The 26,941-nt window shown below is 37.9% G+C and carries 23 protein-coding genes and 1 riboswitch; of the genes, 19 read left to right on the plus strand and 4 right to left on the minus strand.

The features are described 5' to 3' along the window. Positions 1 to 172: 172 nt before the first annotated feature. The 4 genes from ACQKNC_RS21435 (at position 173) to spoIIP (ending at position 4,007) form a co-directional block, all read left to right on the plus strand. On the plus strand, positions 173 to 1,159 hold the full coding sequence (locus ACQKNC_RS21435) for an agmatinase family protein (protein WP_427426744.1): 987 nt from the start codon (positions 173 to 175) through the stop codon (positions 1,157 to 1,159). Between the two features lie 134 nt (positions 1,160 to 1,293). Continuing rightward, positions 1,294 to 2,181 carry a 5'-3' exonuclease gene (locus tag ACQKNC_RS21440; RefSeq protein ID WP_427426745.1) on the plus strand — a complete coding sequence of 296 codons (888 nt, stop codon included), beginning with the start codon at positions 1,294 to 1,296 and terminating at the stop codon, positions 2,179 to 2,181. 391 nt (positions 2,182 to 2,572) lie between these two features. Then, positions 2,573 to 3,112, plus strand: a complete 540-nt coding sequence (locus ACQKNC_RS21445; protein ID WP_223555851.1) for an RNA polymerase sigma factor — start codon at positions 2,573 to 2,575, stop codon at positions 3,110 to 3,112. Next, positions 3,102 to 4,007: a stage II sporulation protein P gene (spoIIP, locus tag ACQKNC_RS21450; protein ID WP_427426746.1), complete on the plus strand. Its 906-nt coding sequence runs from the start codon at positions 3,102 to 3,104 to the stop codon at positions 4,005 to 4,007. Before ACQKNC_RS21445 ends, spoIIP begins: the two co-directional genes overlap by 11 nt. 55 nt (positions 4,008 to 4,062) lie before the next feature. Here the strand turns inward: spoIIP and ACQKNC_RS21455 are convergent, their stop codons facing one another. After that, positions 4,063 to 4,566, minus strand: coding sequence for a C39 family peptidase (locus tag ACQKNC_RS21455; protein ID WP_427426747.1), 504 nt, complete (start codon positions 4,564 to 4,566; stop codon positions 4,063 to 4,065). A gap of 115 nt (positions 4,567 to 4,681) precedes the next feature. Further along, a complete protein-coding gene (locus ACQKNC_RS21460; protein ID WP_427426764.1) occupies positions 4,682 to 5,026 on the minus strand; it encodes a thioredoxin family protein in 345 nt (114 codons plus the stop codon). A gap of 364 nt (positions 5,027 to 5,390) precedes the next feature. Between ACQKNC_RS21460 and ACQKNC_RS21465 the strand changes: the two genes are divergently transcribed. From ACQKNC_RS21465 to ACQKNC_RS21535, 15 genes are all read left to right on the plus strand, one after another. After that, on the plus strand, positions 5,391 to 7,775 hold the full coding sequence (locus ACQKNC_RS21465; protein ID WP_427426748.1) for a 3-hydroxyacyl-CoA dehydrogenase/enoyl-CoA hydratase family protein: 2,385 nt from the start codon (positions 5,391 to 5,393) through the stop codon (positions 7,773 to 7,775). 53 nt (positions 7,776 to 7,828) lie between these two features. Continuing rightward, complete coding sequence (locus tag ACQKNC_RS21470) at positions 7,829 to 9,001, plus strand: acetyl-CoA C-acetyltransferase (protein ID WP_427426749.1); 1,173 nt, start codon at positions 7,829 to 7,831, stop codon at positions 8,999 to 9,001. A 120-nt stretch (positions 9,002 to 9,121) separates the two neighbouring features. Further along, positions 9,122 to 10,906 (plus strand): acyl-CoA dehydrogenase family protein, encoded by a 1,785-nt coding sequence (locus ACQKNC_RS21475; protein ID WP_427426750.1) that lies wholly within the window; start codon positions 9,122 to 9,124, stop codon positions 10,904 to 10,906. Positions 10,907 to 11,686: 780 nt separating this feature from the next. Beyond that, positions 11,687 to 12,043 carry an arsenate reductase family protein gene (locus ACQKNC_RS21480; protein ID WP_427426751.1) on the plus strand — a complete coding sequence of 119 codons (357 nt, stop codon included), beginning with the start codon at positions 11,687 to 11,689 and terminating at the stop codon, positions 12,041 to 12,043. An 80-nt stretch (positions 12,044 to 12,123) separates the two neighbouring features. Then, positions 12,124 to 12,504 (plus strand): glycine cleavage system protein GcvH, encoded by a 381-nt coding sequence (gene gcvH / locus ACQKNC_RS21485; protein ID WP_100544522.1) that lies wholly within the window; start codon positions 12,124 to 12,126, stop codon positions 12,502 to 12,504. 185 nt (positions 12,505 to 12,689) lie between these two features. Continuing rightward, a complete protein-coding gene (locus tag ACQKNC_RS21490; RefSeq protein WP_053484239.1) occupies positions 12,690 to 13,031 on the plus strand; it encodes a toprim domain-containing protein in 342 nt (113 codons plus the stop codon). 16 nt (positions 13,032 to 13,047) lie between these two features. Then, positions 13,048 to 13,350 carry a thioredoxin family protein gene (locus ACQKNC_RS21495; protein ID WP_427426765.1) on the plus strand — a complete coding sequence of 101 codons (303 nt, stop codon included), beginning with the start codon at positions 13,048 to 13,050 and terminating at the stop codon, positions 13,348 to 13,350. A gap of 63 nt (positions 13,351 to 13,413) precedes the next feature. Beyond that, positions 13,414 to 13,517, plus strand: a riboswitch (SAM riboswitch). Between the two features lie 84 nt (positions 13,518 to 13,601). After that, positions 13,602 to 14,630, plus strand: a complete 1,029-nt coding sequence (locus ACQKNC_RS21500; protein ID WP_427426752.1) for a methionine ABC transporter ATP-binding protein — start codon at positions 13,602 to 13,604, stop codon at positions 14,628 to 14,630. After that, positions 14,620 to 15,288, plus strand: coding sequence for a methionine ABC transporter permease (locus ACQKNC_RS21505; protein WP_427426753.1), 669 nt, complete (start codon positions 14,620 to 14,622; stop codon positions 15,286 to 15,288). Before ACQKNC_RS21500 ends, ACQKNC_RS21505 begins: the two co-directional genes overlap by 11 nt. A 117-nt stretch (positions 15,289 to 15,405) precedes the next feature. Then, positions 15,406 to 16,254 carry a MetQ/NlpA family ABC transporter substrate-binding protein gene (locus tag ACQKNC_RS21510; protein ID WP_427426754.1) on the plus strand — a complete coding sequence of 283 codons (849 nt, stop codon included), beginning with the start codon at positions 15,406 to 15,408 and terminating at the stop codon, positions 16,252 to 16,254. A 714-nt stretch (positions 16,255 to 16,968) separates the two neighbouring features. Further along, positions 16,969 to 17,853 (plus strand): response regulator, encoded by an 885-nt coding sequence (locus ACQKNC_RS21515; protein WP_427426756.1) that lies wholly within the window; start codon positions 16,969 to 16,971, stop codon positions 17,851 to 17,853. Further along, positions 17,850 to 18,896, plus strand: coding sequence for a HEAT repeat domain-containing protein (locus ACQKNC_RS21520; RefSeq protein ID WP_427426757.1), 1,047 nt, complete (start codon positions 17,850 to 17,852; stop codon positions 18,894 to 18,896). Before ACQKNC_RS21515 ends, ACQKNC_RS21520 begins: the two co-directional genes overlap by 4 nt. Next, complete coding sequence (locus ACQKNC_RS21525) at positions 18,893 to 20,317, plus strand: glycosyltransferase family 2 protein (RefSeq protein WP_427426758.1); 1,425 nt, start codon at positions 18,893 to 18,895, stop codon at positions 20,315 to 20,317. The genes ACQKNC_RS21520 and ACQKNC_RS21525 overlap by 4 nt, the downstream gene beginning before the upstream one ends. Continuing rightward, a complete protein-coding gene (locus ACQKNC_RS21530) occupies positions 20,314 to 23,490 on the plus strand; it encodes a hypothetical protein (protein ID WP_427426759.1) in 3,177 nt (1,058 codons plus the stop codon). Before ACQKNC_RS21525 ends, ACQKNC_RS21530 begins: the two co-directional genes overlap by 4 nt. Before the next feature lie 451 nt (positions 23,491 to 23,941). After that, positions 23,942 to 25,105, plus strand: a complete 1,164-nt coding sequence (locus ACQKNC_RS21535; RefSeq protein WP_427426760.1) for a dicarboxylate/amino acid:cation symporter — start codon at positions 23,942 to 23,944, stop codon at positions 25,103 to 25,105. A gap of 181 nt (positions 25,106 to 25,286) precedes the next feature. On the opposite strand, the gene ACQKNC_RS21540 is transcribed toward ACQKNC_RS21535, so the two are convergent. Together ACQKNC_RS21540 and ACQKNC_RS21545 are read right to left on the minus strand one after the other, a co-directional pair. Beyond that, positions 25,287 to 25,754, minus strand: coding sequence for a hypothetical protein (locus ACQKNC_RS21540; RefSeq protein WP_427426761.1), 468 nt, complete (start codon positions 25,752 to 25,754; stop codon positions 25,287 to 25,289). 28 nt (positions 25,755 to 25,782) lie between these two features. Then, on the minus strand, positions 25,783 to 26,685 hold the full coding sequence (locus ACQKNC_RS21545; protein WP_427426762.1) for a LysR family transcriptional regulator: 903 nt from the start codon (positions 26,683 to 26,685) through the stop codon (positions 25,783 to 25,785). Between the last annotated feature and the right edge of the window lie 256 nt (positions 26,686 to 26,941).

Here is a 26,941-nt window from a genome sequence, read left to right on the forward strand (position 1 = left end):
ACAATTTGGCTTATCACCCTAAAGCCGGGAAAGATATTTGGTTAAAAGATATGTCATGTGGATAACTTGATTTCGTTCCGATTGGACGCCTTAGGAAAGCGCCCGGTCGGAACGAAAGTCAACCCCACGTTATGATAGTAATAGAAAAATAACATGAAGGTGGTAGGTTAACATGTTTATTCAACCAGAATGGCAGTATAAGCAAGAAAATGGTTCGGCTATGCATCAATGGATTAAGCAAAAAGAAAATCCCGTTCCGAGTGATGCAGATATTATTTTGTACGGTGCTTTATTATCTTATGGTAAATCCTCCCAAAAAGCATTGTATCCAACGGCATTTCGAAAGGCTTGGCCAGGCTTTCAATCCTATAATTTAGATGAGCAAGTAGATTTACGTTCGTTGGCAGTTGTTGATGTAGGCGATGTGGCTATCCACGAAACCGATAGAATGCTTTCAGAGTCAGCTATAGAAGCTGCGGCAGAAAACTTAAGCACTGCATATTCTAAAAGTTTCACGTGTCTAATAGGTGGAGATCATGCGATTACAGCTTGCTCTCTAAGAGGGATAAAGAATGCTTTTCCGAAGGATCGAATAGGGATTATTCAAATTGATACGCATTTGGATGCCCGCAATCAGGAGGAAATTGGTTTAGCCATGGATTCTCCAATACAGAAGCTCATTGCAGCAGGAGTTGTAGAGGGGAAACATGTTTATAATGTCGGGTTACACGGCTTTTTTAATTCACCAGAAATGATTCACTACGCGAAAGAACAAGGAATACATATGATTACGTTAAAGCAAATGCGTCGTGATGGCATACAATTAACAATTCGCGAAATGCTTCGTCAGCTGATGTATGAGGTGGATCGTATTTATGTCTCAGTAGATTTGGATGCACTCGATATTACATTCGCCCCAGATGTACCTGCAGCAACACCAGGTGGTTTAACGGCCTATGAATTATTTGATATCCTAAAGCTCATTGGAGAAAATGAAGGGGTCCGCCATATTGACTTTGTCTACGCTGATCCAAAGGAGGGTGACCTACGCCCGGAAACAGTAAAGATGGGCGTGACAGCATTTTTACAATGGTTAACAGGTATTCGGTTGGATTCCCGTAATCGTATTTCAAAGAAAGGCAACACCATGATTAGATAGTTATTAAATGAGACGGAATAATGGCTTGTAGATATTTACAATGAAGTTTGATGATAGTTTGCTATAATAGAACAATGCTTAATATATTATAAATGAATACAATTATTGTATTGTTATAGAGAGGATTATTTATCATGACAACAAAACCAAAACTTTTAATTGTGGATGGTATGGCGCTATTATTCCGTTCATTTTTTGCTTCGGCTGCCATGGGGCATTATATTCGCCTTGCGGATGGTACACCTTCTAATGGTGCCCAAGGATTTGTGCGTCATGTATTAACGGCACAAACTATTATGAAGCCGACCCATCTTGCTGTTTGCTGGGATATGGGTGCTCATACATTCCGTAACGAATTATTTGATGGCTATAAAGCTAATCGTCCATCACCACCTGAAGAAATGCTACCACAATTTGATATGGCGAAAAATTTATCTCAACAAATCGGCTGGCAAAATTTTGGTGTTAAAGGGATGGAGGCAGATGATTTAATTGGCTCAATGATTACAAAATTTCAAGATGAGGCTGACATTACGGTAATTAGTGGAGACAAGGATTTACTGCAGCTTTTAAGACCATCAGCGGAAATTGCTTTTACGAAAAAAGGCTACACAGAGTATGACGTTTATACGCATACACGCTTTAAAGAGGAATATGGCATCGAACCTATGCAATTTGCACAGGTCAAGGCTTTTATGGGGGATACAAGTGACGGTTACCCAGGCGTTAAGGGGATTGGACCAAAGCAGGCACTTACGTTAATTCAAACATATGGTTCTATCGAAAACGTTCTTACTTCACTAGACGAATTAAAGCCAGGTCAACGTACGAAAATTAAAGAGAATGTAGACATGCTAAAATTGTCACACGAGCTTGCAACAATTCAAACGAACGTACCAATCGAGGCAGAATTAGCGAGCTTAGTATTACCTAATTACGAGCCTCAAACATTCAAAGAAATAGAAGAGCGTGGCTACACATTAATCGCCAAACAGGCACGCTCACTATATTCACTCATTTAAAAACAAACATCATGGTCATCAATGCAGAGTATAGAAATATGCTCTGCTTTTTTATGGCTTATCACCAAATATAGATGCAGATATTTGGTAAAACATATGCCATGTACATAGGTTGATTGGAGTGGAGGCTGGGCGACTCCTTGGGGATCAGCGATAGAGGAACGAAGGCTAAGAGCATCACGTCCTGTGATAACGCCTTCGTGACCTACATCGTGTAGGCCCGAGACCCTGCAGCGAAGTGAAGCGGCTCATCGGACGCCCCCAGGAAAGCGCCCAGCTGGAACGGAAATCAACCACACTTTATGTTGATAATCCTGTTTTATACAAAATTTTGTAACCTTTTCCTACCCTCAAACGAATTATAAGCAAATAAGTAAAAGGAGGGGAAAGATTGATTGATTCAAATAACTTGGAATCAAGAATAGTTGAAATCTACAATTTGTATTACTTAGACGTTTATAGATTTCTTGTTTGTTTTACTGGAAATCAAAATGATGCGGAAGATTTGACCCAAGAAGTGTTCATTCGTGTCTTAAAAGGTTTATCGAACTTTGATGGTAAATATAACTTAAAAACATGGATTTTTTCGATCGCAAAACATGTGGCAATAGATCACTATAGAAAGAAAAGGTTTACCTCTCTATTCAAGGACGGTTTTTTTAATCAGTTATCATCGAATGAAAAGAAGCCTGATGAGGAATTTGAAGTAACAGAATTAAAACTACTTATACATGATGCCATTGCTAAATTAAAACCTAATTACAGAGCAGTAGTCATACTTCGAGGTATTAATGAGTTCTCCATTATCGAGACTTCAGAAATTCTTCAATGTAGTGAAGTGAAGGTAAAAGTTGATTATCACAGAGCCCTAAAAGAACTTAAAAGAAAACTGAATATTGAAATAGAGGGGGTTTTGACAAATGCAAAATGAAAAAGATTTATTTGATATGTTGAAAGAAATGTACCCTCAACACCCTAGAAAGGAATTTGTTTCTACAACTGAGAATACGCTCAGGCAACAAGCTCGAAGCATGGGTAAAAAAAGAATCTTCACTAAATTCTCTGTGATAACAAGTAGTGTTTTAGTTTGTGCATTTATATTTTCATGGTTAATCTCCTTAAATGGAAGTGGCACAGTTACAGAGGTAGCCCAAAGTGATGGAGGGGCATCATTGTCTTATGCAATGGACGAAAAAGAACCCGTAGTATATATTTATCATTCACATAATACGGAATCATTTATACCAGAGCTTCCTGCACAAAAAAATAATCAGATGTATAGTAATGATACTAAAAATGTAACATTGGTAGGTAAAGAGTTAAGTAGAGCATTAAAGGAAATGCAAGTTAATTCAATTCATGATGAGACAGATGTAGCTGGAATCTTAAAACAAAAAGGTTTACATTTTCCTGATTCATATAAAGTGTCACGGGAAAATTTACAGAAAGTCTTAGCTGAAAATGACAGTATTCGCATGATTTTTGATATACATCGAGATTCTAATAAAAGACGGGATTCCACAATTGAAATTAAAGGTAAAGAGTACGCAAGAATTAAATTTGTCGTATCAAAAACGAGTGGAAACTATGAAGCGAATAAAAAATTTGCCACTCAGCTTCATGAACAGCTAGAAGAACAATATCCGGGACTATCAATAGGTGTAATAGAAAAAGAGGGCAATCCCCCAAATACCTATAATCAAGATCTCCATGATAATTCAGTATTATTAGAAGTTGGAGGTATCGAAAATACGCTAGTAGAAACGTATAGAACAATGGATGTTTTTGCAGAAGTTCTAAAAGTTATTATTGAGAACAGTAAATAAGCCTTGAATTATTGATGAAAAAAGAGCGTGTTTAAACATTGCGGCACGCTCTCCCTTAGTTCGGTGTAATTTTTACGAAGCTCAATACTTTTTCATTATCTTTAAAAGAAGCCGTTCGAATTTTACTTTCACGATTAGGGCGGCCATTATCATGGAACATTAACCACAGCTCATCATTTCGTATTTCATAGCCAATGAGAGGTACCCAATGATAGGCGAAGGCAGAATTTTTATCGCACCAATTTAGGCTGAAATACCTGTCAAAGCGTATGGCGACAGGGCAGCCAGCATCGATTTCTTGCATAGCTTCCTTTAAAGTACAATCGCGAATATCCCATGTTGGACGAAGCCGGCGAAGATTGCGAATTAGACGCCATTTAAATAACCCGATTTTTGTGCCACCGAGAAGTTTATAAAGCTCATTTACCGAAGGAGCTTGATCTTCTAAATAGTTTAAGACTACGTGTACAGTTGTAGGACCACAAGCTGAATTACGGTATTTTGGTGAAATGGATACATCATATTGGGACTTTCCAAGTAACGACAATGGCTGGCGCATCAGAATCTCCTTTCTAAAAAGAGCTGCATTTCAAAAAGAAATGCAGCTCGATTTTTATTATTATTCTGTCACTTGTTGCTCTTCTACATTAACTTTGCTATTTTAGCCTAGTTAATTATTGTTGAGCAGATAAAAACTCTGTAACTTGCTGAGGTGTTTTAGCATTAGCACTATGTAAGTGTGCTAATTTTTCACCGTTTTGGAAAATTAGTAGGCTTGGAATACCCATTACATCATATTTGTCCGCGATTTCTGGAAGCTCGTCACGGTTAAGTTCATACCAGTCATATTGGCTGTACTCTTCGATAATTGGATCGATGAACATATTCATGCGTGTGCAATCTGGGCACCATCCAGCGTAAAATTTCACTAGAACTTTTTGATCACCTGAGATCAGTTCATTAAATTGTTCAGCAGTTGTAATTGTTTTCATTAGTATTTCACTCTCCTTGCTTTCCATTCTACACATTTTTCTCGCAACCTGAAAGTTTTCTGTTTGGAATAATCGATATCTACTTATTGTTTTGTTTTCGCTCGTAAAAAACAAAAAAAGTTATATATTGCAAAAATAATTGGAGAAAAATGATTGCTAAATTAAACAAAATAATCTACACTAAAAACAGAAAAAGTAGTTTTATCTTCATTCAGCGGAAAATAATTACCTCTAAATCAAACGGGGAGCTGGACGGAGATATGCCTCAGTCGTATGTCACAGAGTACGCCTAAAATGATCTGGACAAAAATACACTAAGGTAAACTTGATATTTTTTTGGTCAAAAAATGAATGGCTATTCATTCAATGGGAGAATAAGGGGGAATTGCTTGTGACTTACAACATTAAAAAAGCAGCTGTTCTAGGTTCTGGGGTAATGGGCTCTGGAATTGCAGCACATTTAGCAAACATCGGTATTCCAACATTATTATTAGACATTGCACCGAAGGAACTAACAAAAGAGGAAGAAGAGAAAGGTCTTTCCTTAGAGCATCCTGCTGTAAGAAATCGTATCGTTAACGGAGCTCTTCAAAAGTTATTAAAGCAAAAGCCAGCACCACTTACTTCTAAGAAAAATTTATCACTACTAACGGTTGGTAACTTTGAGGACGATTTAGAGAAATTAAAAGATGTAGATTGGATTATTGAAGTTGTCGTAGAAAATTTAGCGATTAAACAAAATCTATATGAAAAAGTTGATGCTGTACGTAAGCCAGGCACAATTATTAGTTCAAATACATCTGGCATAAGTATTGATGCAATGGCAGAAGGGCGTTCAGAAGATTTTAAAAAGCATTTCCTTGGCACTCACTTTTTCAATCCTCCACGCTACTTGAAATTACTCGAAGTCATTCCGGCAAACACAACAGCGCCAGAGGTTGTAAGCTTTATGAAAACATTTGGCGAAGATGTGCTGGGCAAAGGTGTCGTACTTGCTAAGGACACACCAAACTTCATTGCCAACCGTATCGGAACGTACGGTTTACTAATTACTTTACAAGAAATGATAAAGGGTAGCTATTCAGTTGGCGAAGTGGATTCAGTAACAGGTCCACTAATCGGTCGTCCAAAGTCTGCAACCTTCCGAACGTTGGATGTTGTTGGTTTAGATACATTTATCCATGTAGCGAAAAACGTTTATGATCAAACAACTGGTGAAGAGCAGCAAGTATTTGCAGTACCAGAATTCCTACAGAAAATGGTTACAAACGGCTGGCTAGGAGCAAAATCAGGTCAAGGGTTCTTCTTAAAGCAAGGTAAAGAAATACTTGAAATTGATCCAGACACACTAGAATATAGCCCAGCAAAAAAATTAAAAACACCTTCTATCGAAATGGCAAAACAAACTCGTGGATTAGCAAATAAAGTAAAAGCATTAACATATGCTAAGGATCGTACAGGAGAGTTATTATGGGGTATCTTCGCTCCTACGCTAATTTACTCTGCACAGCTACAAGGTGAAATTGCTGATGATATTGTTGCAATTGACAATGCCATGAAATGGGGCTTCGGCTGGCAGCAAGGTCCATTTGAAATATGGGATGCAATTGGCGTGAAAGAGTCCGTAGCTAAAATGGAGGCTGAAAGTCGAGAGGTACCGGCATTTGTTAAAGATATGTTAGCAAGTGGCTTTGAAACTTTCTATTCGGAAATTGACGGTGATCTAGCTTATTATAATGGCTCTGAATACGTAAAAGTTCCAGTTAATGAAAAGGAAATTAACTTAAAACGCTATAAGAAAAAGCACGGTGTTATTAAATCAAATACGGGTGCTAGCTTAATAGATTTAGGTGATGGAATTGCATTACTTGAATTCCATTCCCAATCAAATGCAATTGGCTTAGATATTATTCAAATGATTAACTTTGCAATCGATGAAGTAGAAGCTAACTATAAAGGCTTAGTCATCGGTAACCAAGGGAAAAACTTCTGTGTGGGTGCGAATCTAGGAATGATTTTAGTAGAAGCACAGGATGATAATATTTTTGAGCTAGATTTCGTTATTAAAGCATTCCAAGATGCGACGCAAAAGATTAAATACTCTCGCAAGCCTGTTGTGGCAGCACCTTTTGCTATGACACTTGGTGGAGGAGCAGAGGTTTGCTTACCTGCTGCACATATTCAAGCAACAATGGAAACGTATATGGGCTTAGTAGAAGTCGGCGTAGGGTTAATTCCTGGTGGTGGCGGTAATAAGGCACTTTACCAAAAATTCATCAAAGGATTACCAAATGGCGTAGAGGTAGACTATCAACATATTGCTAATAAAGTATTTGAAACAGTTGCAATGGCAAAAGTTTCGACATCTGGTGAAGAAGCACGTGAAAATAACTTCTTAAATTTTGCTGACGGGATTTCTGTTAACTCAGATCACCAACTATATGATGCAAAACAAGCTGCACTAGCGCTTTATGAGGCAGGCTATCAACCACCTGTACCTGCGAAAGTTCCTGTAGTCGGTGCATCAGGCTACGGTACGTTACTTATCGGTGCGCAAGGAATGTTTGAATCAGGCTATATTAGTGAACACGATTTAAAAATTGCTAAAAAATTGGCGTATGTCATTGCTGGTGGTAAAGTTCCATATAGCACATTAGTAGATGAACAATACCTATTAAACCTTGAGAGAGAGGCGTTCCTAAGCTTAGTTGCAGATCCGTTATCTCAACAAAGAATGCAACACATGCTTTTAAAAGGGAAACCACTACGTAACTAACTATAAGACTGAATTAACCATACTTGCACATGAAACAAAGGGGGATTAATACGATGCGTGAAGCCGTTATTGTAGCAGGAGCACGAACTCCGATAGGAAAAGCGAAGAAGGGTTCTTTAGCAACCGTTAGACCAGATGATTTTGGAGCGGTAGTTGTCAAAGAAACATTAAAAAGAGCGGGCTATGAAGGTCCGATTGACGATTTGATTTTAGGGTGTGCAATGCCTGAAGCAGAGCAGGGCATGAACGTAGCACGTAGTATTGGAGCGCTTGCCGGGTTACCAGATACAACACCAGCGCTAACAATTAATAGATTCTGTTCATCAGGTTTACAGGCAATTGCTTATGCAGCAGAGCGTATTATGCTAGGACATTCTAAGGCGATTCTTGCTGGTGGAGTCGAGTCAATGAGTATGGTGCCAATGGTAGGTAATACACCTCGCCTAAATCCAACTTTAGCAGAAACCGCTCCTCAATATTATATGGGGATGGGGCACACAGCAGAGGAAGTGGCACGTCAATACAATGTAAGTAGAGAAGATCAGGATGCATTTGCTGTGCGTTCACATGAGCTTGCAGAAAAAGCGATTAAAGAAGGTAAGTTCAATGATGAAATCGTACCAATCGAAGTGGAGCAGCATTATGTAGATGATAACAACAAGCCACAGGTGAAAAAATTCACGTTTAGCATGGATGAAGGTGTACGTCCAGGTACATCTGTAGAAGGTTTAGCGAAGCTTCGTCCAGCCTTCCACGTAAAGGGTAGTGTTACAGCGGGGAATGCTTCTCAAACTTCTGATGGTGCAGCGGCAGTACTTGTGATGGATCGTGAGGAAGCGGAAAAGCAGGGCCTTACTCCAATGGCGAAGTTTTTAGGCTTTGCAGTTGGTGGTGTACCTCCTGAGGTGATGGGTATTGGACCAATCGTGGCAGTACCTAAAGCACTTGAAATTGCAGGGTTAGCAATTGATGACATTGATTTATGGGAAATTAACGAAGCATTTGCGTCACAATCCTTACAAGTCGTACGTCATTTAGGCATCGACCAAAACAAAGTAAATGTCAATGGTGGAGCAATCGCCTTAGGTCACCCACTAGGTGCAACTGGAGCTATTTTAACATTAAAGCTTATTCACGAATTGAAGCGTCAAGGTAAGAAATATGGTGTCGTGACTATGTGTATTGGCGGCGGAATGGGTGCAGCAGGAGTATTTGAAATTCTATAATTTTTGCTAGATCAGCTTGGAGTGCGGCGTTTTCGGTTGCCTCCGAACACAGTACTTCAAGCTTTTCTATATATTGGGGAATAAAGCCATTAATAATAGATGCATAGGGAGGAATTTAGAATGACAGAAAAAACTACGGATTTCATTAAAGGCGGCGGATTTATTATTGAAGATGTGGAATTAGATCGTGTATTTACACCAGAAGATTTCACAGATGAACATAAAATGATTGCTAAAACAACAGAAGAGTATGTAGCCAATGAAGTGTTACCAGTCGTTGAAAATTTAGAACACCATGAATTTGAGCATTCGGTTCGTCTATTGAAAAGTGCAGGTGAGCTCGGTTTATTAAGTGCAGATGTACCTGAAGAATATGAAGGGCTAGGATTAGACAAAGTTTCTTCAGCATTGATCGCAGAAAAAATGTCTGTTGCTGGTGGCTTCTCTATTACGCATGGTGCACACGTAGGTATTGGTTCTTTACCAATCGTACTTTTCGGAAATGAAGAGCAAAAGCAAAAGTATTTACCAAAGCTTGCGTCAGGTGAATTAATTGCTGCTTACGCATTAACTGAGCCAGGATCAGGTTCTGATGCATTAGGTGCAAAAACAACTGCAAAATTAAATGATGCAGGGACACATTATATTTTAAATGGTGAAAAGCAATGGATTACAAATGCAGGCTTTGCAGATGTATTTGTTGTCTATGCAAAAATCGATGGTGATAAATTCTCAGCATTTATCGTAGAACGTGCCTTCAATGGCGTTTCTGTTGGCGCAGAAGAGAAAAAAATGGGTATCAAATCTTCATCAACACGTACATTAATCCTTGAAGATGCAGAAGTACCTGTAGAAAACCTTTTAGGTGAAATAGGTCGCGGACACGTTATTGCCTTTAATATTTTAAATATCGGCCGCTATAAATTAGGGGTTGGAACAATTGGTGGCTCGAAGCGTGCATTAGAACTAGCCATTCAATATACAAACCAACGTCAGCAGTTTAAAACGAAGCTGTCTGATTTTAATCTAACAAAAGAAAAATTATCGACAATGGCTTCACAATTATATGCGTCTGAGTCATTAAACTATCGTACAGTAGGTTTATTTGAAGACCGTTTAAGTCAGCTAAGCCCAGAAGAGCAAAAGCAAGGGAAAGTAATTGCTGGTGCAATTGCTGAGTATGCTATTGAATGTTCTATTGCTAAAGTATTTGGTTCTGAGACTTTAGATTACATTGCAGATGAAGCGGTTCAATTACACGGTGGTTACGGCTTTATGGCTGAATACGAAGTAGAACGTATTTACCGTGATTCTCGTATTAATCGTATTTTTGAAGGGACAAATGAAATTAACCGCATGATTGTACCAGGTACATTTATGAAAAAAGCATTAAAAGGTGAATTACCATTACTACAAGTTGCTCAAAATTTACAACAAGAGCTTCTTATGCTAATGCCTGAAGATGTAGGTACAGAGCCGCTAGCACAGGAAAAATATCTTGTGAAAAATGCGAAGAAAATTGCTGTATTAGCAGCAGGTTTAGCAGCACAACGCTACGGTGCAAAGCTTGATCAAGAGCAAGAAGTATTGGTGAATATTGCAAATATCGCAAACCAACTATTCGCAATGGAATCAGCTGTATTACGTACAGAAAAAGCGATTGCTCGTGACGGTGCTGAAAAAGCTCATCAAAAATTACTGTACACTCAAATCTTCTGCCAAGAAGCGTTTGCAGAAATTGAAAAAGAAGCAAAAGATACGATTCTCGCTTCAGCAGACGGCGACGCAGCACGCATGACATTGTCTGCACTACGTAAATTAACTCGCAACAATCCATACAACTTAATCACGAAGAAACGTGAAGCTTCTGTTAAATTAATTGAAGCAGAAAAATTTGTAGTTTAATAAAGCAGACCTAACCTAGCTATCGGAGATGAGATAGCTGGGTTTTTTGTTGGGAATAAAAGTAGGGCTCTTGCAAAATGAGGGGTGATTTCCGTTTCGGCTGGGCGCTTTGTGCTGACGCTTCGCTTTCGCACTTTTTATCGGAACACTTTTCCGTTTTATCTACCAACTTTAGAAATTTATCGACCAACTTTCACGATTTATCGACCAACTTTTGAAATTTATCGACCAACTTTCACAATTTATCACCCAACTTATGAATTTTATAGACATCCACCTGCAAATGAGCAAAAAAAGGATTCATACACAAACTGTGTGTGAATCCTTTGTCGCGCAGTCTCCACTCCAATCAACTAATACGCATAGCGTGCATCCTCTGACATTTGTTTTATAGCAAAAGGGTTTCGTCTGCGAGAAAGCGAAGCGGCAGCAACAACGAAATGCATAAATTTTAATAAAAGTTCTACACTATTGCTGATTGGAGTGGAAGGCTACTCGACTCCCGTGGTAAAGCGAAACAGGCGAGACCCTGAGGCCAACACGATGTTGGTCACGAAGGCGTTGTCACAGGACGTGACGTACTTAGCCTTCGTTCCTTTAGCGGAGGAAGCGGCTCATCGAACGCCCCTAGGAAAGCGCCCAGCCGGAACGGAAATCAACCCCACGCTTTGGCATGATGAGTTTCATTTTGGTTCGTAACGGTTATGATGGTATACTACAGAAAATGAGGGAGACACTGAAAATGTAGTGTCCTAATAATGATAGTAGAGGAGCCTATAAATGACGATTCAATTTATTCATTATCCAAAATGTACTACTTGCAAAAAAGCTCAGAAGTGGCTAAATGACAATGGGGTATCATACGAAGAGGTACACATTGTCGAACAACCGCCTACAAAGGACGAATTATCAAACCTATGGCAAGCTAGTGGACAACCTTTAAAGAAATTTTTTAATACTTCTGGTATGAAATATCGAGAGCTTGGCTTGAAGGATAAACTTGCTGAAATGACTGAAGAAGAGCAACTTGAACTGCTTGCTTCAGATGGTATGCTGATTAAACGTCCAATTGTAACCGATGGAAAAAAAGTTACTTTAGGGTTTAGAGAATCAGATTTTGAGCAAGCTTGGAAATAACCCTATTTATCCTTGTTTTTATAGAAGAAGTATGGCACACTGAAAATGAATATATTACATATTTATGGAGGGGTTAATGCATGAGCACACCTAAAGACTTACGTTACTCTGAAGAGCACGAATGGGTAAAAGTAGAAGATGGTAAAGTACGTATTGGTATTTCTCATTTCGCACAAGCTGAACTTGGAGATATCGTTTTCGTTGAACTTCCACAAGTTGGCGACGAAATCAAAACTGATGATCCATTCGGTAGCGTTGAATCTGTAAAAACAGTTTCTGAATTATACGCACCAATCTCAGGTACAGTAGTTGAAGTAAATGCAGATTTAGAAGATAGCCCAGAATTCGTTAATGAATCACCATATGAAAAAGCATGGATGATCGTTGTAGAGCCTGCTGATGCATCAGAAGTTGAAAAGCTTATGACAGCTGAGCAATACGAAGAAATGATTGCAGAATAAGACAAGCCTGAATTAGAAAAACGTCGGAAACTACCGACGTTTTTTATTATCTTCATTCATCCCGCTACTATAACAGTGAGAAGAATGCAAGTATATTCCTTTATCAATAGGTGTCTAACTGTATCAACGATAAAGTTTATTGATATAATGAATTATAAGGGATATGTCTAAATGGGGGTGGCGTGATGGTCGAGGGAAAATGCTTAATTGTCGAAGGCCGATCGGATAAGCTTCAAATTGAACCTATTTTAAATGAAGATGTTAAAATACTTTGTACGAATGGTACAATTGGTGTGCATCAATTAGAAGAGCTACTTGATCCATACGAGGGTTGTGAGCTTTATACGTTTTTTGATGCAGATACATCGGGTGATAAACTACGAGCATTAATGGACAGACATTATCCAGAGGCTGAGCATTTACGTACGATGCCAACATATAAGGAAGTTGAGACAACTCCGAAGAAGGTGTTAGCAGCGATATTGCTTCGTGCACACTTCTCAATCCATAATGAATATATTTTGTAAGGTTGCGTGAAAAATGATGGAAGAATGGTCAAAAGAGCAGTGGGACGCGGTTGTCCAGTCAGGTGAAAAGGCTGCCTTTTATTTATATACGCCAATGTGTGGAACGTGTGCAGTTGCATCGAAAATGATGACGGTTATTGAGCAATTGCTACCACAGCTACAAGTCGGCAAAGCGAATATTAATTTTATAGAGCAAATAGCTTATGCTCATAAAATCGAAAGTGTACCATGTTTACTCGTATGTGAAGGCGGAGAAGTGACAGAAAAGGTTTATGCCTTTCAATCCGTACCATATTTATACGAATTGTTAAAAAACTAATTGACTGAATATTAATCGCGTGGTAAAGTAACAAATATATTAAAAAACAATAAATATATCGAACTCTTATAAAGAGCGGCGGAGGGAAGTGCCCTATGAAGCCCGGCAACCATCACAATGTGAAAAGGTGCCAAATCACCCAAAGATTTATCTTTGAAAGATGAGAGAACGGTTTAGCGTATAATTTACGTGACCCCTTCTACTTGTCTATAAGTGAAGGGGTTTTTTATATAAGAAAAGGAGAATTCGCTATGATCAATCTTCAAAATATTACGAAGAAATACAAAACTACGAATGGCGAATTAACTGCAGTTAAAGACGTCAACCTTTCTATTAATAAAGGTGAAATTTTTGGCATTATCGGTTATAGTGGCGCTGGTAAAAGTACAATGATTCGCTTGTTAAACGGTTTAGAAAAGCCTACATCTGGTACAGTGACAGTTAACAATCAAGAATTTTCATCCATAAAGGGGCAAAAGCTCAGAGATGCTAGACAAAAGGTCAGTATGATTTTCCAACATTTCAATTTACTTTGGTCTAGAACCGTTGCGGAAAACATCGCTTTCCCACTAGAGATAGCAGGTGTTCCAAAGGCACAACGTGAAGCACGTGTGAAAGAATTGATAACACTTGTTGGTCTAGATGGACGCGCTAAGGCGTATCCATCACAACTATCCGGGGGGCAAAAGCAACGTGTAGGTATCGCTCGTGCGCTTGCTAATAACCCAGAGGTATTGTTATGTGATGAGGCAACATCTGCACTCGATCCGGAGACAACAGATGCTATCCTTGATCTTCTTGTCGATATTAACGAACGATTAGGTCTAACGATTGTGTTAATCACACATGAAATGCACGTTATTCGCAAAATTTGTCATCGTGTAGCGGTTATGGAAGCTGGAGAAATTGTAGAACGTGGTGAAGTATTACAAGTATTCCAAACTCCGCAAGCGGCCATTACGAAAAAATTCGTTTCTCAAATTACAGATACGAAGGAAACACAGGAAACCGTGGCACAAATTAAAGCAAATTATCCTAATGGACAACTTGTTAAGCTAATCTTTGTAGGAGAAAAAACAGAGCAGCCTGTCATTTCACATCTTGTGAAACAGTTTGATGTAGAAGTAAGTATTGTACATGGTAATATTTCGCAAACGAAAAATGGCGCGTACGGTACACTTATTGTGCAAATTGATGGGTCAGAGGCCAATGTTGCTGCTGCACTTAGCTACTTAAATACAGTCGAAGTACAAACGGAGGTGATTGCAAATGCTAACTAGTCTTTTTCCGAATGTCGACTGGGAAAAAATGTGGGACGCTACGTATGAAACATTGTACATGACAACAATTTCTACGGTTATCACATTTATACTTGGATTAGTGATTGGAATCTTATTGTTTTTATCAAGTCCTAACCAACTATGGGCCAATAAAATTGTGAACTTTTTAACCGGCTCAATCGTTAACATTTTCCGTTCGATTCCATTTATCGTTTTGATTATCTTATTAATTCCATTTACGAAATTTTTACTTGGCACAATTCGTGGCGCAGATGCGGCTTTACCAGCACTAATTATTGGCGCTGCACCATTCTATGCACGAATGGTATTAATTGCTTTACGTGAAATTGATAAAGGTGTTATTGAAGCAGCTCGTTCAATGGGTGCCAAAACGTCAACGATTATTTGGAAAGTATTAATTCCAGAATCGTTACCAGCGCTTATTTCTGGTATTACTGTAACGGCTGTAGCACTTGTTGGCTATACTGCGATGGCAGGTATTATCGGTGCAGGTGGTCTAGGAAACTTAGCATTCTTAGATGGTTTCCAACGTAATCGCACAGATGTAACTTTAATGTCGACTATATTAATCTTAATAGTTGTATTTGTTATTCAATGGATTGGCGACATGATTACGATCAAAACAGATAAACGCTAATGAGGCGCTAATAAAAATTGTAGTGACAAAAAGAGTATTCCGTTACGAACATCTAAGAGGTTATCTCGGTTTTATACCGCTAACATATTTAAATAGGAAAAAAGGGAGAGTAATAAAATGAAGAAGTTATTAGCAGGATTATTTTTATCAGTATTAGTACTAGCTTTAGCCGCTTGTGGTGCTGGTAAAAAAGAAGATACAAGCTCAGGCTCATCATCTAATGATAGTAAAGAAAAAGTAACGTTAACAGTAGGTGCTTCGAATACACCTCATGCGGTTATTCTGGAAAAAGCAAAACCAATTTTAGCTAAAGAAGGTATCGATCTTAAAATTGAAAAATATCAAGATTATGTATTACCAAACCAAGATTTAGAATCTGGCGATCTTGATGCAAACTACTTCCAACACATCCCTTATTTAGAGAAAGAAATTAAAGAAAAGGGTTATGATTTTGTAAACGCTGGTGGTATTCATATTGAACCAATCGGTATCTACTCTAAAAAATATAAATCTCTTGAGGATTTACCAGAGGGTGCAACAATTTTACTTTCTAACTCTGTTGCAGATCACGGGCGTATGCTTTCATTATTAGAAGCTAAGGGCTTAATTAAACTTAAGGATGGAGTAGATAAAACATCTGCTGAACTTAAAGATGTTGAAGAAAATCCTAAAAACTTCAAATTCGATGCAAATACAGCGCCTGAAATGCTTGTACAAATGTATGAAAATAATGAAGGTGATGCAGTTCTTATCAATTCTAACTACGCAATCGACAACGGACTAAATCCATTGAAAGATGCAATTTCTCTAGAAGATAAAGAATCTCCTTATGTAAACATTATCGCTGTACGTGCTGGTGATGAAACAAAACCAGAAATTAAAAAATTAGTAGAAGTATTAAAATCTAAAGAAATCCAAGACTTCATTCTTGAAGAATGGAAAGGCTCAGTTGTACCAGTTAAATAAATCAATTATGCTTCGGCATAATTGATTCCGGAATTGGCTTTGTGCTTAGGCCTGCAGATGTTTTTTGCGCGAAAGCGAAGCGGCAGCAGCACTGATGCAGGTCAGTTAGCCGTTATCGCATGGATGCGATGATTTTAGGCTAACATCCTTTGTGAACTCCTTTCCGATTTATCAAAAAGGGTATGTAAGTTATAAAGCTTACATACCTTTTCATCTTGTCACCAATAGAAAAAATACTAAATAATTTGTATCTTGATTTTCATTTCGAGTTGGTGCTTTCCGCGGGCTGGCTTTAATCTCCTCGTCACTACGTTCCTGCGGAGCTTTCAGCGCAAGCTCATCCCGCAGGAGTCGCCACTCTCCGTGAAAAATCAACAGTTCCTCATCACAGGATGAATCGACAAGCTGAAGCGAAATAGTGTCTTTCTGCAGTCTGAAAGGGTATGTAAGTTATAAAGCTTACATACCTTTTTTTCTTGCCTAAAAAGAAGTCTTTTATCAGAAAAAAGTTACTTTTTTAACAAAGAGCGTATTCTGTTGTAGTTTATAACAGTAGTATAATATATTTTAAAAGAATCGAATTACCATAAATTTTGTATAGAAATTGTTAAGCCATCTTTATTACTATAGTTGTTGTGTTTATAAATCAAGAGAATAATAGAAAAATAATGAGGTAGAATGAAATACTTCTTACATCAACTGGAGTGAATACTAATGAATAAATTAATCATTGCAGAAGAACTCATGCAGGAGCATGAGGTGAAGGGTTATTTTGAGATTTTGCGTGAGAGTGTAATTCGCTCACGTTTAACAATGACAGCAGTCTTTTTTAAATTAGCTAATTCCTCACAAGGAACTGATATAGAACTTCATCATGTGAATCATCAAATTTCAGCTTTTCTAAAATCAAAAATACGAAAAACGGATTTACTTTTTCAATTAGCAGATGGAGAACATTGGGGAATATTTTTTCTGCAAAGTAGTGAAGTGGAGGTAAAGGCTTTTTTAAAACGGATTTTTGCGATTCTTAAGCAAGAAAGGGAATATCGACAGATAGCTTTAAAAGCCTCCATTACTGAAATAAGAAATAATAGCGTTACCTTTGAAACTTTGTTAGACAAAAATAAGCAAAAACTAACAGATGATGAACAGCCGACTTGGTCAATAGAACAGGTTACAGATTATTGTGTGCAACCAACTGAGCAAGTAAAGGTAAGTATTATTGAACAAAATGCAATCTTTAGAAAAGTGCTAGAAACAACGATCAATCACTTAGACATTCCCCATTTTACTTTAGACGTTGCTACCTATGAAGATGGCTATAGTTTTTTACAGTCCGATAGTTATAAAAAAGGCCATATGCATTTAGTTGTGATGAATGATATTTTACCACGTAAAAATGGTTTAGAAATTTTGCACATTTTGCGAGAAATGCCGAATGAGAAAAAGTTCATCATTTATATGATGTCAGAACGAAACTCAGAAGGGGCGACACTTAATGCTTATGAAGGTGGCGTCGATGAATATATTGTAAAACCATTTAATTTACGTTTGTTAGAAGCAAAAATTAGGCGAACTTTTGCGAGGTTTTGGCTATGATCAAGCTATCGATTTCTTTTCTTTTAACGCTTATTGTTGTTTTATTAGTAGTTTTATTTTTATTTACAATATATATACTTTTTCAGCGCCAGCGGGAAATTCGTTTTGCAGAAGTGCGTGATACTTTTTTACAAAACTATTCACAAAACTGGTACAACTATTTAATCAATGATGAAAATTTCTCTGTGGTCCTTGTACCCCGCGGAAGAGCTCAAGTAGCAGCTATAGAAATAATCTTTTCATCTTATTTGAAAAATATAATGGATGAAGAAGTTGAACATAAAATTAAAGAGTTTTCTAATCTCTATTTAAAAGAGTTTTATGAAAAAGATTTATCAAATAAACGATGGAGCATTAGGATGAATGCTTTATATCGTATTGCTGATTTACAAATAGAGGCATTATTAGAAACTTGTCAACAATTCGAGAAAACCAAAATTTCAGAGGAGGAATATTTTCAGCTGTTAAAAATATATTCTCTCTTCCAACCAGAATTGTTTATCGGAAAAATTAAAGAATCGAGCGTCAATTACTCTGAAAGCGAATATAGAAGGTTATTTGTATTGTTAGAGGATGACGTATTTATTCGATTATTTGAAGACTTCGATAGCTGGACAAAGAATATCCAATTTGCTGCAATTGATACTGCAGCTGTAAAAAGAAATATGCAATATATTGATCAGTTAAAACAGCTATTAACACATGAGATTCCAGAAATACAAATAAGAGCATTAAAGGGTCTTTATGAAATTGGTGTAATTGATGAAATTGATCCGTATGTTTCATTTGTAACATCAGATATGTGGGAAGCAAGATTAATGGTTGCGAAAATCTTTAACCATGTGCCACTCAACTTTTCCTATACTTATTTAGAACAGCTTCTTCAAGATGAAAATTGGTGGGTACGCTCACAGGCAGCTAAAACAATTGCAGAAAATAAAGAAGGAATTGCAAAATTACAGCAATTTATGGAGTCCTCAAACGACCAATATGCAATTGAAATGGCACAGGAAACAGTAGTCAGAAAGCAGGGGAACAAATGAAAATATTTTTAGATTATTGTATGTGGTTCTTTGGCGGCGTTATTCTGTTCTATATGTTATTTGTTATTGTTTCATATTGCACAATGTTTGTGATTGCCATGCTCGATTTGCGAAAACGCTATAAATTAGATCCCTCGGAATATGATGATGCACATATTGATGCCTTCTACTCAAAACCAGTATCCTTATTAGTCCCTGCTTACAATGAAGAGATTGGGGTTGTAGATACAGTCTATTCATTGTTGAATTTACGATATCCGCAAACGGAAATTATCATTATTAACGATGGTTCTACTGACTCTACACTGCAAACCGTAATCGAGCATTTCCGAATGAAGCCCGTTGATAAAATTGTTCGTACAAATATCCCCACAAAACAGGTTAAACAAATTTATGAATCTGAAATCTACAAGAATTGTATTTTAGTAGATAAAGAAAATGGTGGTAAGGCGGATGCATTAAATGTAGGTATTAATGTTTCACAATATCCTTATTTTTGTTCTATTGATGGTGATTCAATCTTAGATGAAAAATCATTGCTTCGTGTGATGAAGCCTATTATTTTATCTGATGGTGAAGTGATTGCGGCTGGAGGGAATATTCGAATTGCCAATGGAGCGAAAATGCAGCTTGGTTCCGTTTATGAAACGCACTTACCAAATAATTATTTAGTAATTATGCAAATAATAGAATATTTGCGAGCTTTTTTAATGGGGCGAATAGCTTTAAGTAAATTCAATCTTGTGCTTATTATTTCGGGAGCTTTTAGTGTCTTTTCGAAAGAATGGGCCGTGGAAGCGGGCGGTTATTCAACGAATATTATTGGAGAAGACATGGAGCTTGTCGTGAATATTCATCGTTTGATTAGAAAGAAAAAAGAAAACAAACGTATTGAATTTGTGCCAGATCCTGTGTGTTGGACTGAAGCACCTCAGACATTAGGGGTATTACGAAATCAACGTAGACGTTGGCATCAAGGATTATTTGAAAGCCTTTGGAAGCATAAAACGATGACATTGAATCCGAAATATGGCTTGATAGGGTTTATTGCATTTCCCTATTTTTGGCTTGTGGAATGCCTAGGACCAATTGTTGAGTTAGGTGGTTATATTTATATCGTTGTAGCATTTTTCTTAGGGGAAATCTATTATGAAGCAGCGGTAATGCTGTTGCTACTCTTCGTTCTTTATGGAGTTATTTTTTCAATAGCATCTATATTATTCGATGCATGGGCCATGAATACTTATCCTAGAAAAAGAGAGTTATTACGAATGATACTTTTAGCATTTACTGAAATTTTTTGGTATCGACCACTCACTCTTTTATGGCGCTGTGAGGGATTAGTTCGGTTTGTGCTAAGAAAAAGCGATTGGGGCAATATGAAACGTGTCGGCATCGCTGAAAAGGAGAAAAGTGTATGAAGCGAATATATATAGGGGTTATAGCCATTCTAATTCTCATTATCACACCTATTGCATGGTGGTATTTGAGCGCTGAAAAACCGCTGAACGTCGCGATCCTAGATAAAACGGTTCCGAATGAAACCTATCGAGAGCATTTAGGTGTGAACTGGTTTTTAAACCACTATAAATACACAATCGATCATCATCCATATGATGTACAAAAAAATTACTTTGGTACGATTCCCAATGATAAAACGAAAAAAGTGTCAGAAAAAAAGTTTCCGACTGACTATAGTAATTATGATGTTATTTATTTGGCAGATACGTATGGTGTTTATAAGGATGATTTAAATGAGGAAAAGCGTCTAGGTAAACGCTCAGAAAAAATTGTCGGCGGCTTAGAAATGGATGAATGGCAGTCTATAGTAGGCCGTTTAGCAAGCAATAAGAAAAGTATGCTAATAGCTGAATACAATTCATTTGCGTCACCAACATCAGAAGCAGTTAGAAAAGAACTACAGGATTATTTAGGGATTTCATGGTCTGGATGGATTGGGCGTTATTTTGATGAGCTTGACTATCATAAAAACTCAGAAATTCCACAATGGGTCATAGATGAACATGGTGATAAATGGCCATATAAGGGCGGCGGTTTTCTTCTATTTAATGAAATTACAGAAAAGCTCATTGTGTTAGAAATGGACAAGCATGTAAAAACAGAGGGCATTCAGGTGCAATTTACTGAACAAGGGAAAAAATTCTTTAATACTTCTGCTAGTGCGGAATATGGCTATTGGTTTGATATTATCACGCCTAAATATGCGGAGGATGCACTCGCTAATTATAAATGGGACTTAACAAAAGATGGGGAAAAACTATTAAAGGACAACGATATTCCTCAGCAATTTGCGGCGATCGTTTCACAGGATAAACGCAACACTACAAGCTATTATTTTGCTGGAGACTTCAACGATATGTCACGTGTTCCGTCTCTTTACAAAATAAAGGGATTACCGACCATCTATAAATACGCTGAGAAGTATTCAGATAGTTCATTTTACTGGTCGATTTATATACCAGTCATGCATAAAATTTTTGAAACGTTTGAGCAAAAAGAGGTTAAAGAAAACGTTAATCATGAAAAATTAAATTATAATGCACGTATTAAAGGTGAATCATTTGAAGTCTTACGTGATGGAAAGTGGGAGCCACTTGTCTTTAAGGGCGTTAATATCGGTATGGGTAAACCTGGAGCATTCCCTGGTGAGGCCGCTATTACGGAAGAAGAGTACTATCGATGGTTCCGTCAAATTGCTGAGATGAATGCCAATACGATTCGTGTATATACATTACACCCACCAGGTTTTTATCGGGCACTTGCTAAATACAATGAAGAAAATCCAGATAAACCACTGTATGTATTACATGGTGTATGGATTAATGAGGAAGGCTTGGCTGATTCACTAGATGCCTATGATGAAACTACCTTAAAGGATTTCCAAGTAGAAATGAAGCGCATGGTAGACGTTATCCACGGTAATACTTATGTGAAGCCTGTAGCAGGACATGCCTCAGGATTATATGATGTTGATGTTTCAAAATATGTTATTGGCTGGGTGCTTGGAATAGAATGGTATCCACATATGGTTGTCGGTACGAACGAAAAGCACGTTAATATAGGCGAATACAATGGCAAGTATTTTGAAACGAAAAATGCTGCACCCTTTGAGCATTGGTTAGCAGAGCAAATGGATCTTATTACTGCTTATGAGAAGGATAAATACAATTGGATCCGTCCAATGAGCTTCACAAACTGGGTAACAACCGACTTACTAGACCATCCATCTGAACCTTCTGAGGATGAAGATTTAGTAGGAGTCAATCCAAATGTCATCTATACGAAGGGTGAAATGCAGGCACCAGGACAATTTGCTTCCTATCATGTTTATCCATATTACCCTGACTTCTTTAACTTTGACCAAAAATATTTAAATTTTAAAGATTTCCGGGGCAATAAAAATAGTTATGCAGGATATTTAAAAGACTTACATCAAGCTCATCGTATGCCTGTTCTTATTGCGGAATTTGGAATTCCTGCGGCGCGTGGTATGACACATGAAAATGTTTACGGCTGGAATCAGGGGCATATGTCCGAACAGCAGCAAGGTGAAACGCTTCAACATTTATATGAAGATATTATGCATGAAGGCTTGCTAGGAGGTCTTGTCTTTACATGGCAGGACGAATGGTTTAAGCGAACATGGAATACGATGGATTACGATGATCCAAATCGTCGACCATTTTGGTCCAATGCACAAACGAATGAACAACAATTTGGTGTATTAAGCTTTGATAGATTTAAAGTAAAAGTAGACGGCAATACAAAGGAGTGGAAAGGTACACAAATGTACAATACCTCACCTTCAGCTTCAACAGATTTTGCTGTCGATTATGATGAAAGATATTTGTATTTCAAAATAAAAAGTGATGTACTAGACAAAGCCTCCCCTCGTATTTTACTTGATGTAGTCCCAAATCAAGGGAATACTTCGGCGATATCAATAAAAGATATGACGTTTTCAAATGGCGTAGATTTTATGGTGGAATTAAATAAAAGTGGAGACTCTCGAGTTGTCATAGATCAATACTATGATTTCTATGATTATTTTTACGGTCACAAATTAAAGATGATTCCGCCTCGTATGGCAGCTGTCACAAAAAATAGCGGTAAGTTTGCACCGATTAACTATGTGTTAAATAAACAGCTATACTTACCAGAGCAAAAAATTACGACCGATTTTAGTTCTTATGAAACAGGAAAGCTGCTTCAAGGGAATGCCAATCCAAAAGCCAAAGATTATAATTCGCTAGTAGACTATACATGGGCGGATGATAATGTTATTGAGCTACGAATTCCTTGGCTACTGATCCAAGCAAAAGATCCAAGTCAGCGTGAGTTTACGGGAGATCTATATAAAGATGGAGCGACAGCTTCTACTAAGGTAGATAATATTTATGTTGGTGCTGTCTTTGTAGATAAGGATGGCAAGGTTGTAAAATCTCTACCAGAGACCGACGGCCATGTCTTACCTGCTCTCTCAGCTTATTCTTGGGAAAAATGGCAAACTCCTAAGTATGAAGAGCGTTTAAAACAATCATATTACATTTTACAAAAATTATTTAAAGATTAATCAATTATGCCTCGGCATAATTGCGTCCGGAATCGGCTATGATCTTAGGCTAACATCCTTTATTGAACTCCTTTCCGATTCCGTGACATCCGCCGGAGGCTTTAGGCCAACACGATGTTGGTCACTCAGTCGTTGCCACAGGACGTGGCGTTCTTAGACTGAGTTCCTTTATTTCAGCTGGTGTTTGGACAACCGTTGTAAAGTAACTTAAATCCGCATTCATCTCATCACCTATAGAGGTGGGAGAATTTTGCAGAAAGAAGTTAAATGGAAGCTTAGGATAGGTGAGTTGTTGCCTATTCTAAGTTTTTTTGATTCTTCTTATTAGAAAATATAAAAATATTTTACAATTCCGTCTATTTTTTAAGCTGTATATTCTCTCAACTGTTTATGTTAAATTACTAATATTACATTCTAGAAATACAGTTGTGTTTTTAAGGAGGACAATATAGTGAAGCTTAAATTTGGTCTATTGGCAAAAATTATTATCGCTATTATACTAGCGGTAATACTCGGAAGCTTTATGCCAGAGCCATTTGTACGTATATTTGCAACATTTAATGGCTTATTCGGTAATTTTTTAAATTTTGTTGTACCACTTATTATTATTGCATTTATTGCTCCGGGCATTGCTCAGCTTGGAAAAGGCTCAGGAAAATTATTAGGTTTGGCAACATTCTTTGCCTATTTCTCAACAATCATTGCAGGTATACTCGCCTTTTTAGTAGCGCGAAATGTGTTGCCTAATTTCATTTCAAACGGTGCTATGGAAAGCATGAAAAACCCTGAGGAATTTTTAGCACAGGCATTCTTTAAAGTTGAAATGCCTCCATTAATGAGTGTTATGGCAGCATTAATCTTTGCATTTATCGTAGGAATTGGTATGACTGCCATTCAAAGTGATGTTATGAAACGTGGTTTTGAAGAGTTTAATGTTATCATTGAAAAATTAATTTCATTTGTTATTATTCCACTTTTACCATTTCATATTTTCGGTATCTTTTTGAACATGACATTTGGTGGACAAGTAGCAAAAATCTTATCTGTCTTCGCAATTGTGTTTGCATTAATAATTGTGATGCATTGGGTAATATTGCTAGTGCAATATACTACAGCGGGAATTTTAAATAAGAAAAATCCACTCATGTTACTTCGAACTATGCTCCCTGCATATTTTACAGCTTTGGGCACACAATCCTCAGCAGCTACAATTCCTGTTACGTTACGACAATCACAAAAAACAGGAGCTTCTTACAAAGTTACGAATTTCACAGTTCCACTGTTTGCCACTATTCATTTATCGGGTAGTACGATTACATTAGTAACTTGTTCCTTAGGTGTTATGATGATGAACGGTATGGATATAAGTCTCGCACAATATATAGGCTTTATATTTATGCTAGGTATTACTATGGTTGCCGCACCAGGTGTTCCTGGGGGGGCTGTCATGGCAGCAATTGGTTTACTGAAAACAATGCTCGGCTTCGATGAAACAATGGTTGCACTGATGATCGCATTGTATCTAGCGCAAGATAGTTTTGGCACAGCTACAAATGTAACTGGAGATGGCGCATTAGCTATGATTGTCGATCGTTTCAATAAAGAAACTAGTTAAGAAAAGCAGAGTGATGGATAGAGTCGTGGATAGAGAAGCCAAAATCGTGGATAGAAAGGCGAGAGCGACGGAAAGAAGAGCCGAAGCGACGGATGGAAATCATAGCGACGGAAAGAAGAACCGAAGTGACGGATGGAAATCAGAGCGACGGAAAGAAGAACCGAAGCGACGGAAAGAATCATCAAAGCGACGGATAGAAAGGCGAGAACGACGGAAAGAAGAGCCAAAGTGACGGATGGAAATCAGAGCGACGGAAAGAAGAGCCGAAGCGACGGAAAGAATCATCAAAGCGACGGATAGAAAGGCGAGAACGACGGAAAGAAGAGCCGAAGCGACGGAAAGAATCATCAAAGCGACGGATAGAAAGGCGAGAGCGACGGAAAGAAGAGCCGAAGTGACGGAAAGAATCATCAAAGCGACGGATAGAAAGGCGAGAGCGACGGAAAGGAGAGCCGAAGTGACGGATGGAAATCAGAGCGACGGAAAGAAGAGCCGAAGCGACGGAAAGAATCATCAAAGCGACGGATAGAAAGGCGAGAACGACGGAAAGAAGAGCCGAATCGACTGAAAGAATTATCAAAGCAACGGAAAGAAGAGCCAAAACGACGGATAGATTAACCAATCTGACGGATAGAACCACATAAGGCAAAAAAAATCGCCAGCTACGGCGATTTTTTTTATTGGAATTGAGAAAGACGTGAAAAGAAATTTGTAACGAAGTCTAAAAATATTTTTTCTGATGGTGCAATTTCACGATTTACAGGTGAAATAATGCCAACTGTTCTTGGAATCGTAGGTGCTTTAATCGGCACCTTTACTGTGAAGCGGGCTGCTGAATCATACAGGGAGCTTTCTGGTAATAAGCTGACTCCAATGCCTGCAGCGACAAGACCTTTTAGTGCATCTAAGTCCTCACCCTCAGAGATGACATTTGGCGAGAAGCCGGCAGCTCGACAGGCATCCATAGCTACTTTATGTAAAATATAGCCATCTGGGAATAAGACAAATAAGTCGTTGCGTAAATCAGCAAGTTGAATACTTTCCTTTTTGGCAAGTGGATGTTTGGCTGGTAGTAAAGCGGCGATATTTTCAGTAAACAAAATTGTTGATTGAATCGCTTCATCCTTCGGTGGAAGTGGGCCTAAAAATGCTAAATTTAGTTCGCGATTTTTGACTGCATCAATTAAAAAACGATAGGAGCCTTGACGGAGCTGGAACTGCAAATCTGGATATTCACGCTTAAAAGCTGAAATAACAGTTGGCAATACATAGCTAGCCAAGCTTGTTGGAAAACCAATCTTTATCGTACCTTTAGCAGGATCTAAATATTCTTCAACTTGCTTTGCAGCAAAATCAATGGCTTTTAAAGCAGTAATTGTGTGCTCGAGAAATGTTTTTCCAATAGGAGTCAATTTAACATTTCGTCCTACACGTTCAAAAAGTGGTGTGCCTAATTCATCTTCTAAATTAGCAATTTGTCGGCTTATTGCAGATTGAGCAACATGAAGATGCTCGGCAGCTTCTGAAATGTGTTCACGCTCAGCAACTTCAACAAAATAACGTAATTGACGTAACTCCACTAGATATTCACCTCTATTAATCGAAAAATACGATTGATTATTCCTCAATTATATACTATTTAAGATGAAAAATGATTGTAAATAAAACAGATGTCTAAATCAATTAAGGCTAATCATCATAACGTGGGGTTGATTTCCGTTCCGGCTGGGCGCTTTTAGCGCTTTTATCGCTGCCGCTTCGCTTTCGCGCAGAGCAGAGCTTCCTGGGGGCGTCCGATGAGCCGCTTGGGCCAACAGATGTTTTTTGCGCGAAAGC

It is taken from the genome of Lysinibacillus sp. NPDC094177 (genome assembly GCF_050279145.1).
Taxonomy (GTDB): Bacteria; Bacillota; Bacilli; order Bacillales_A; family Planococcaceae; genus Lysinibacillus.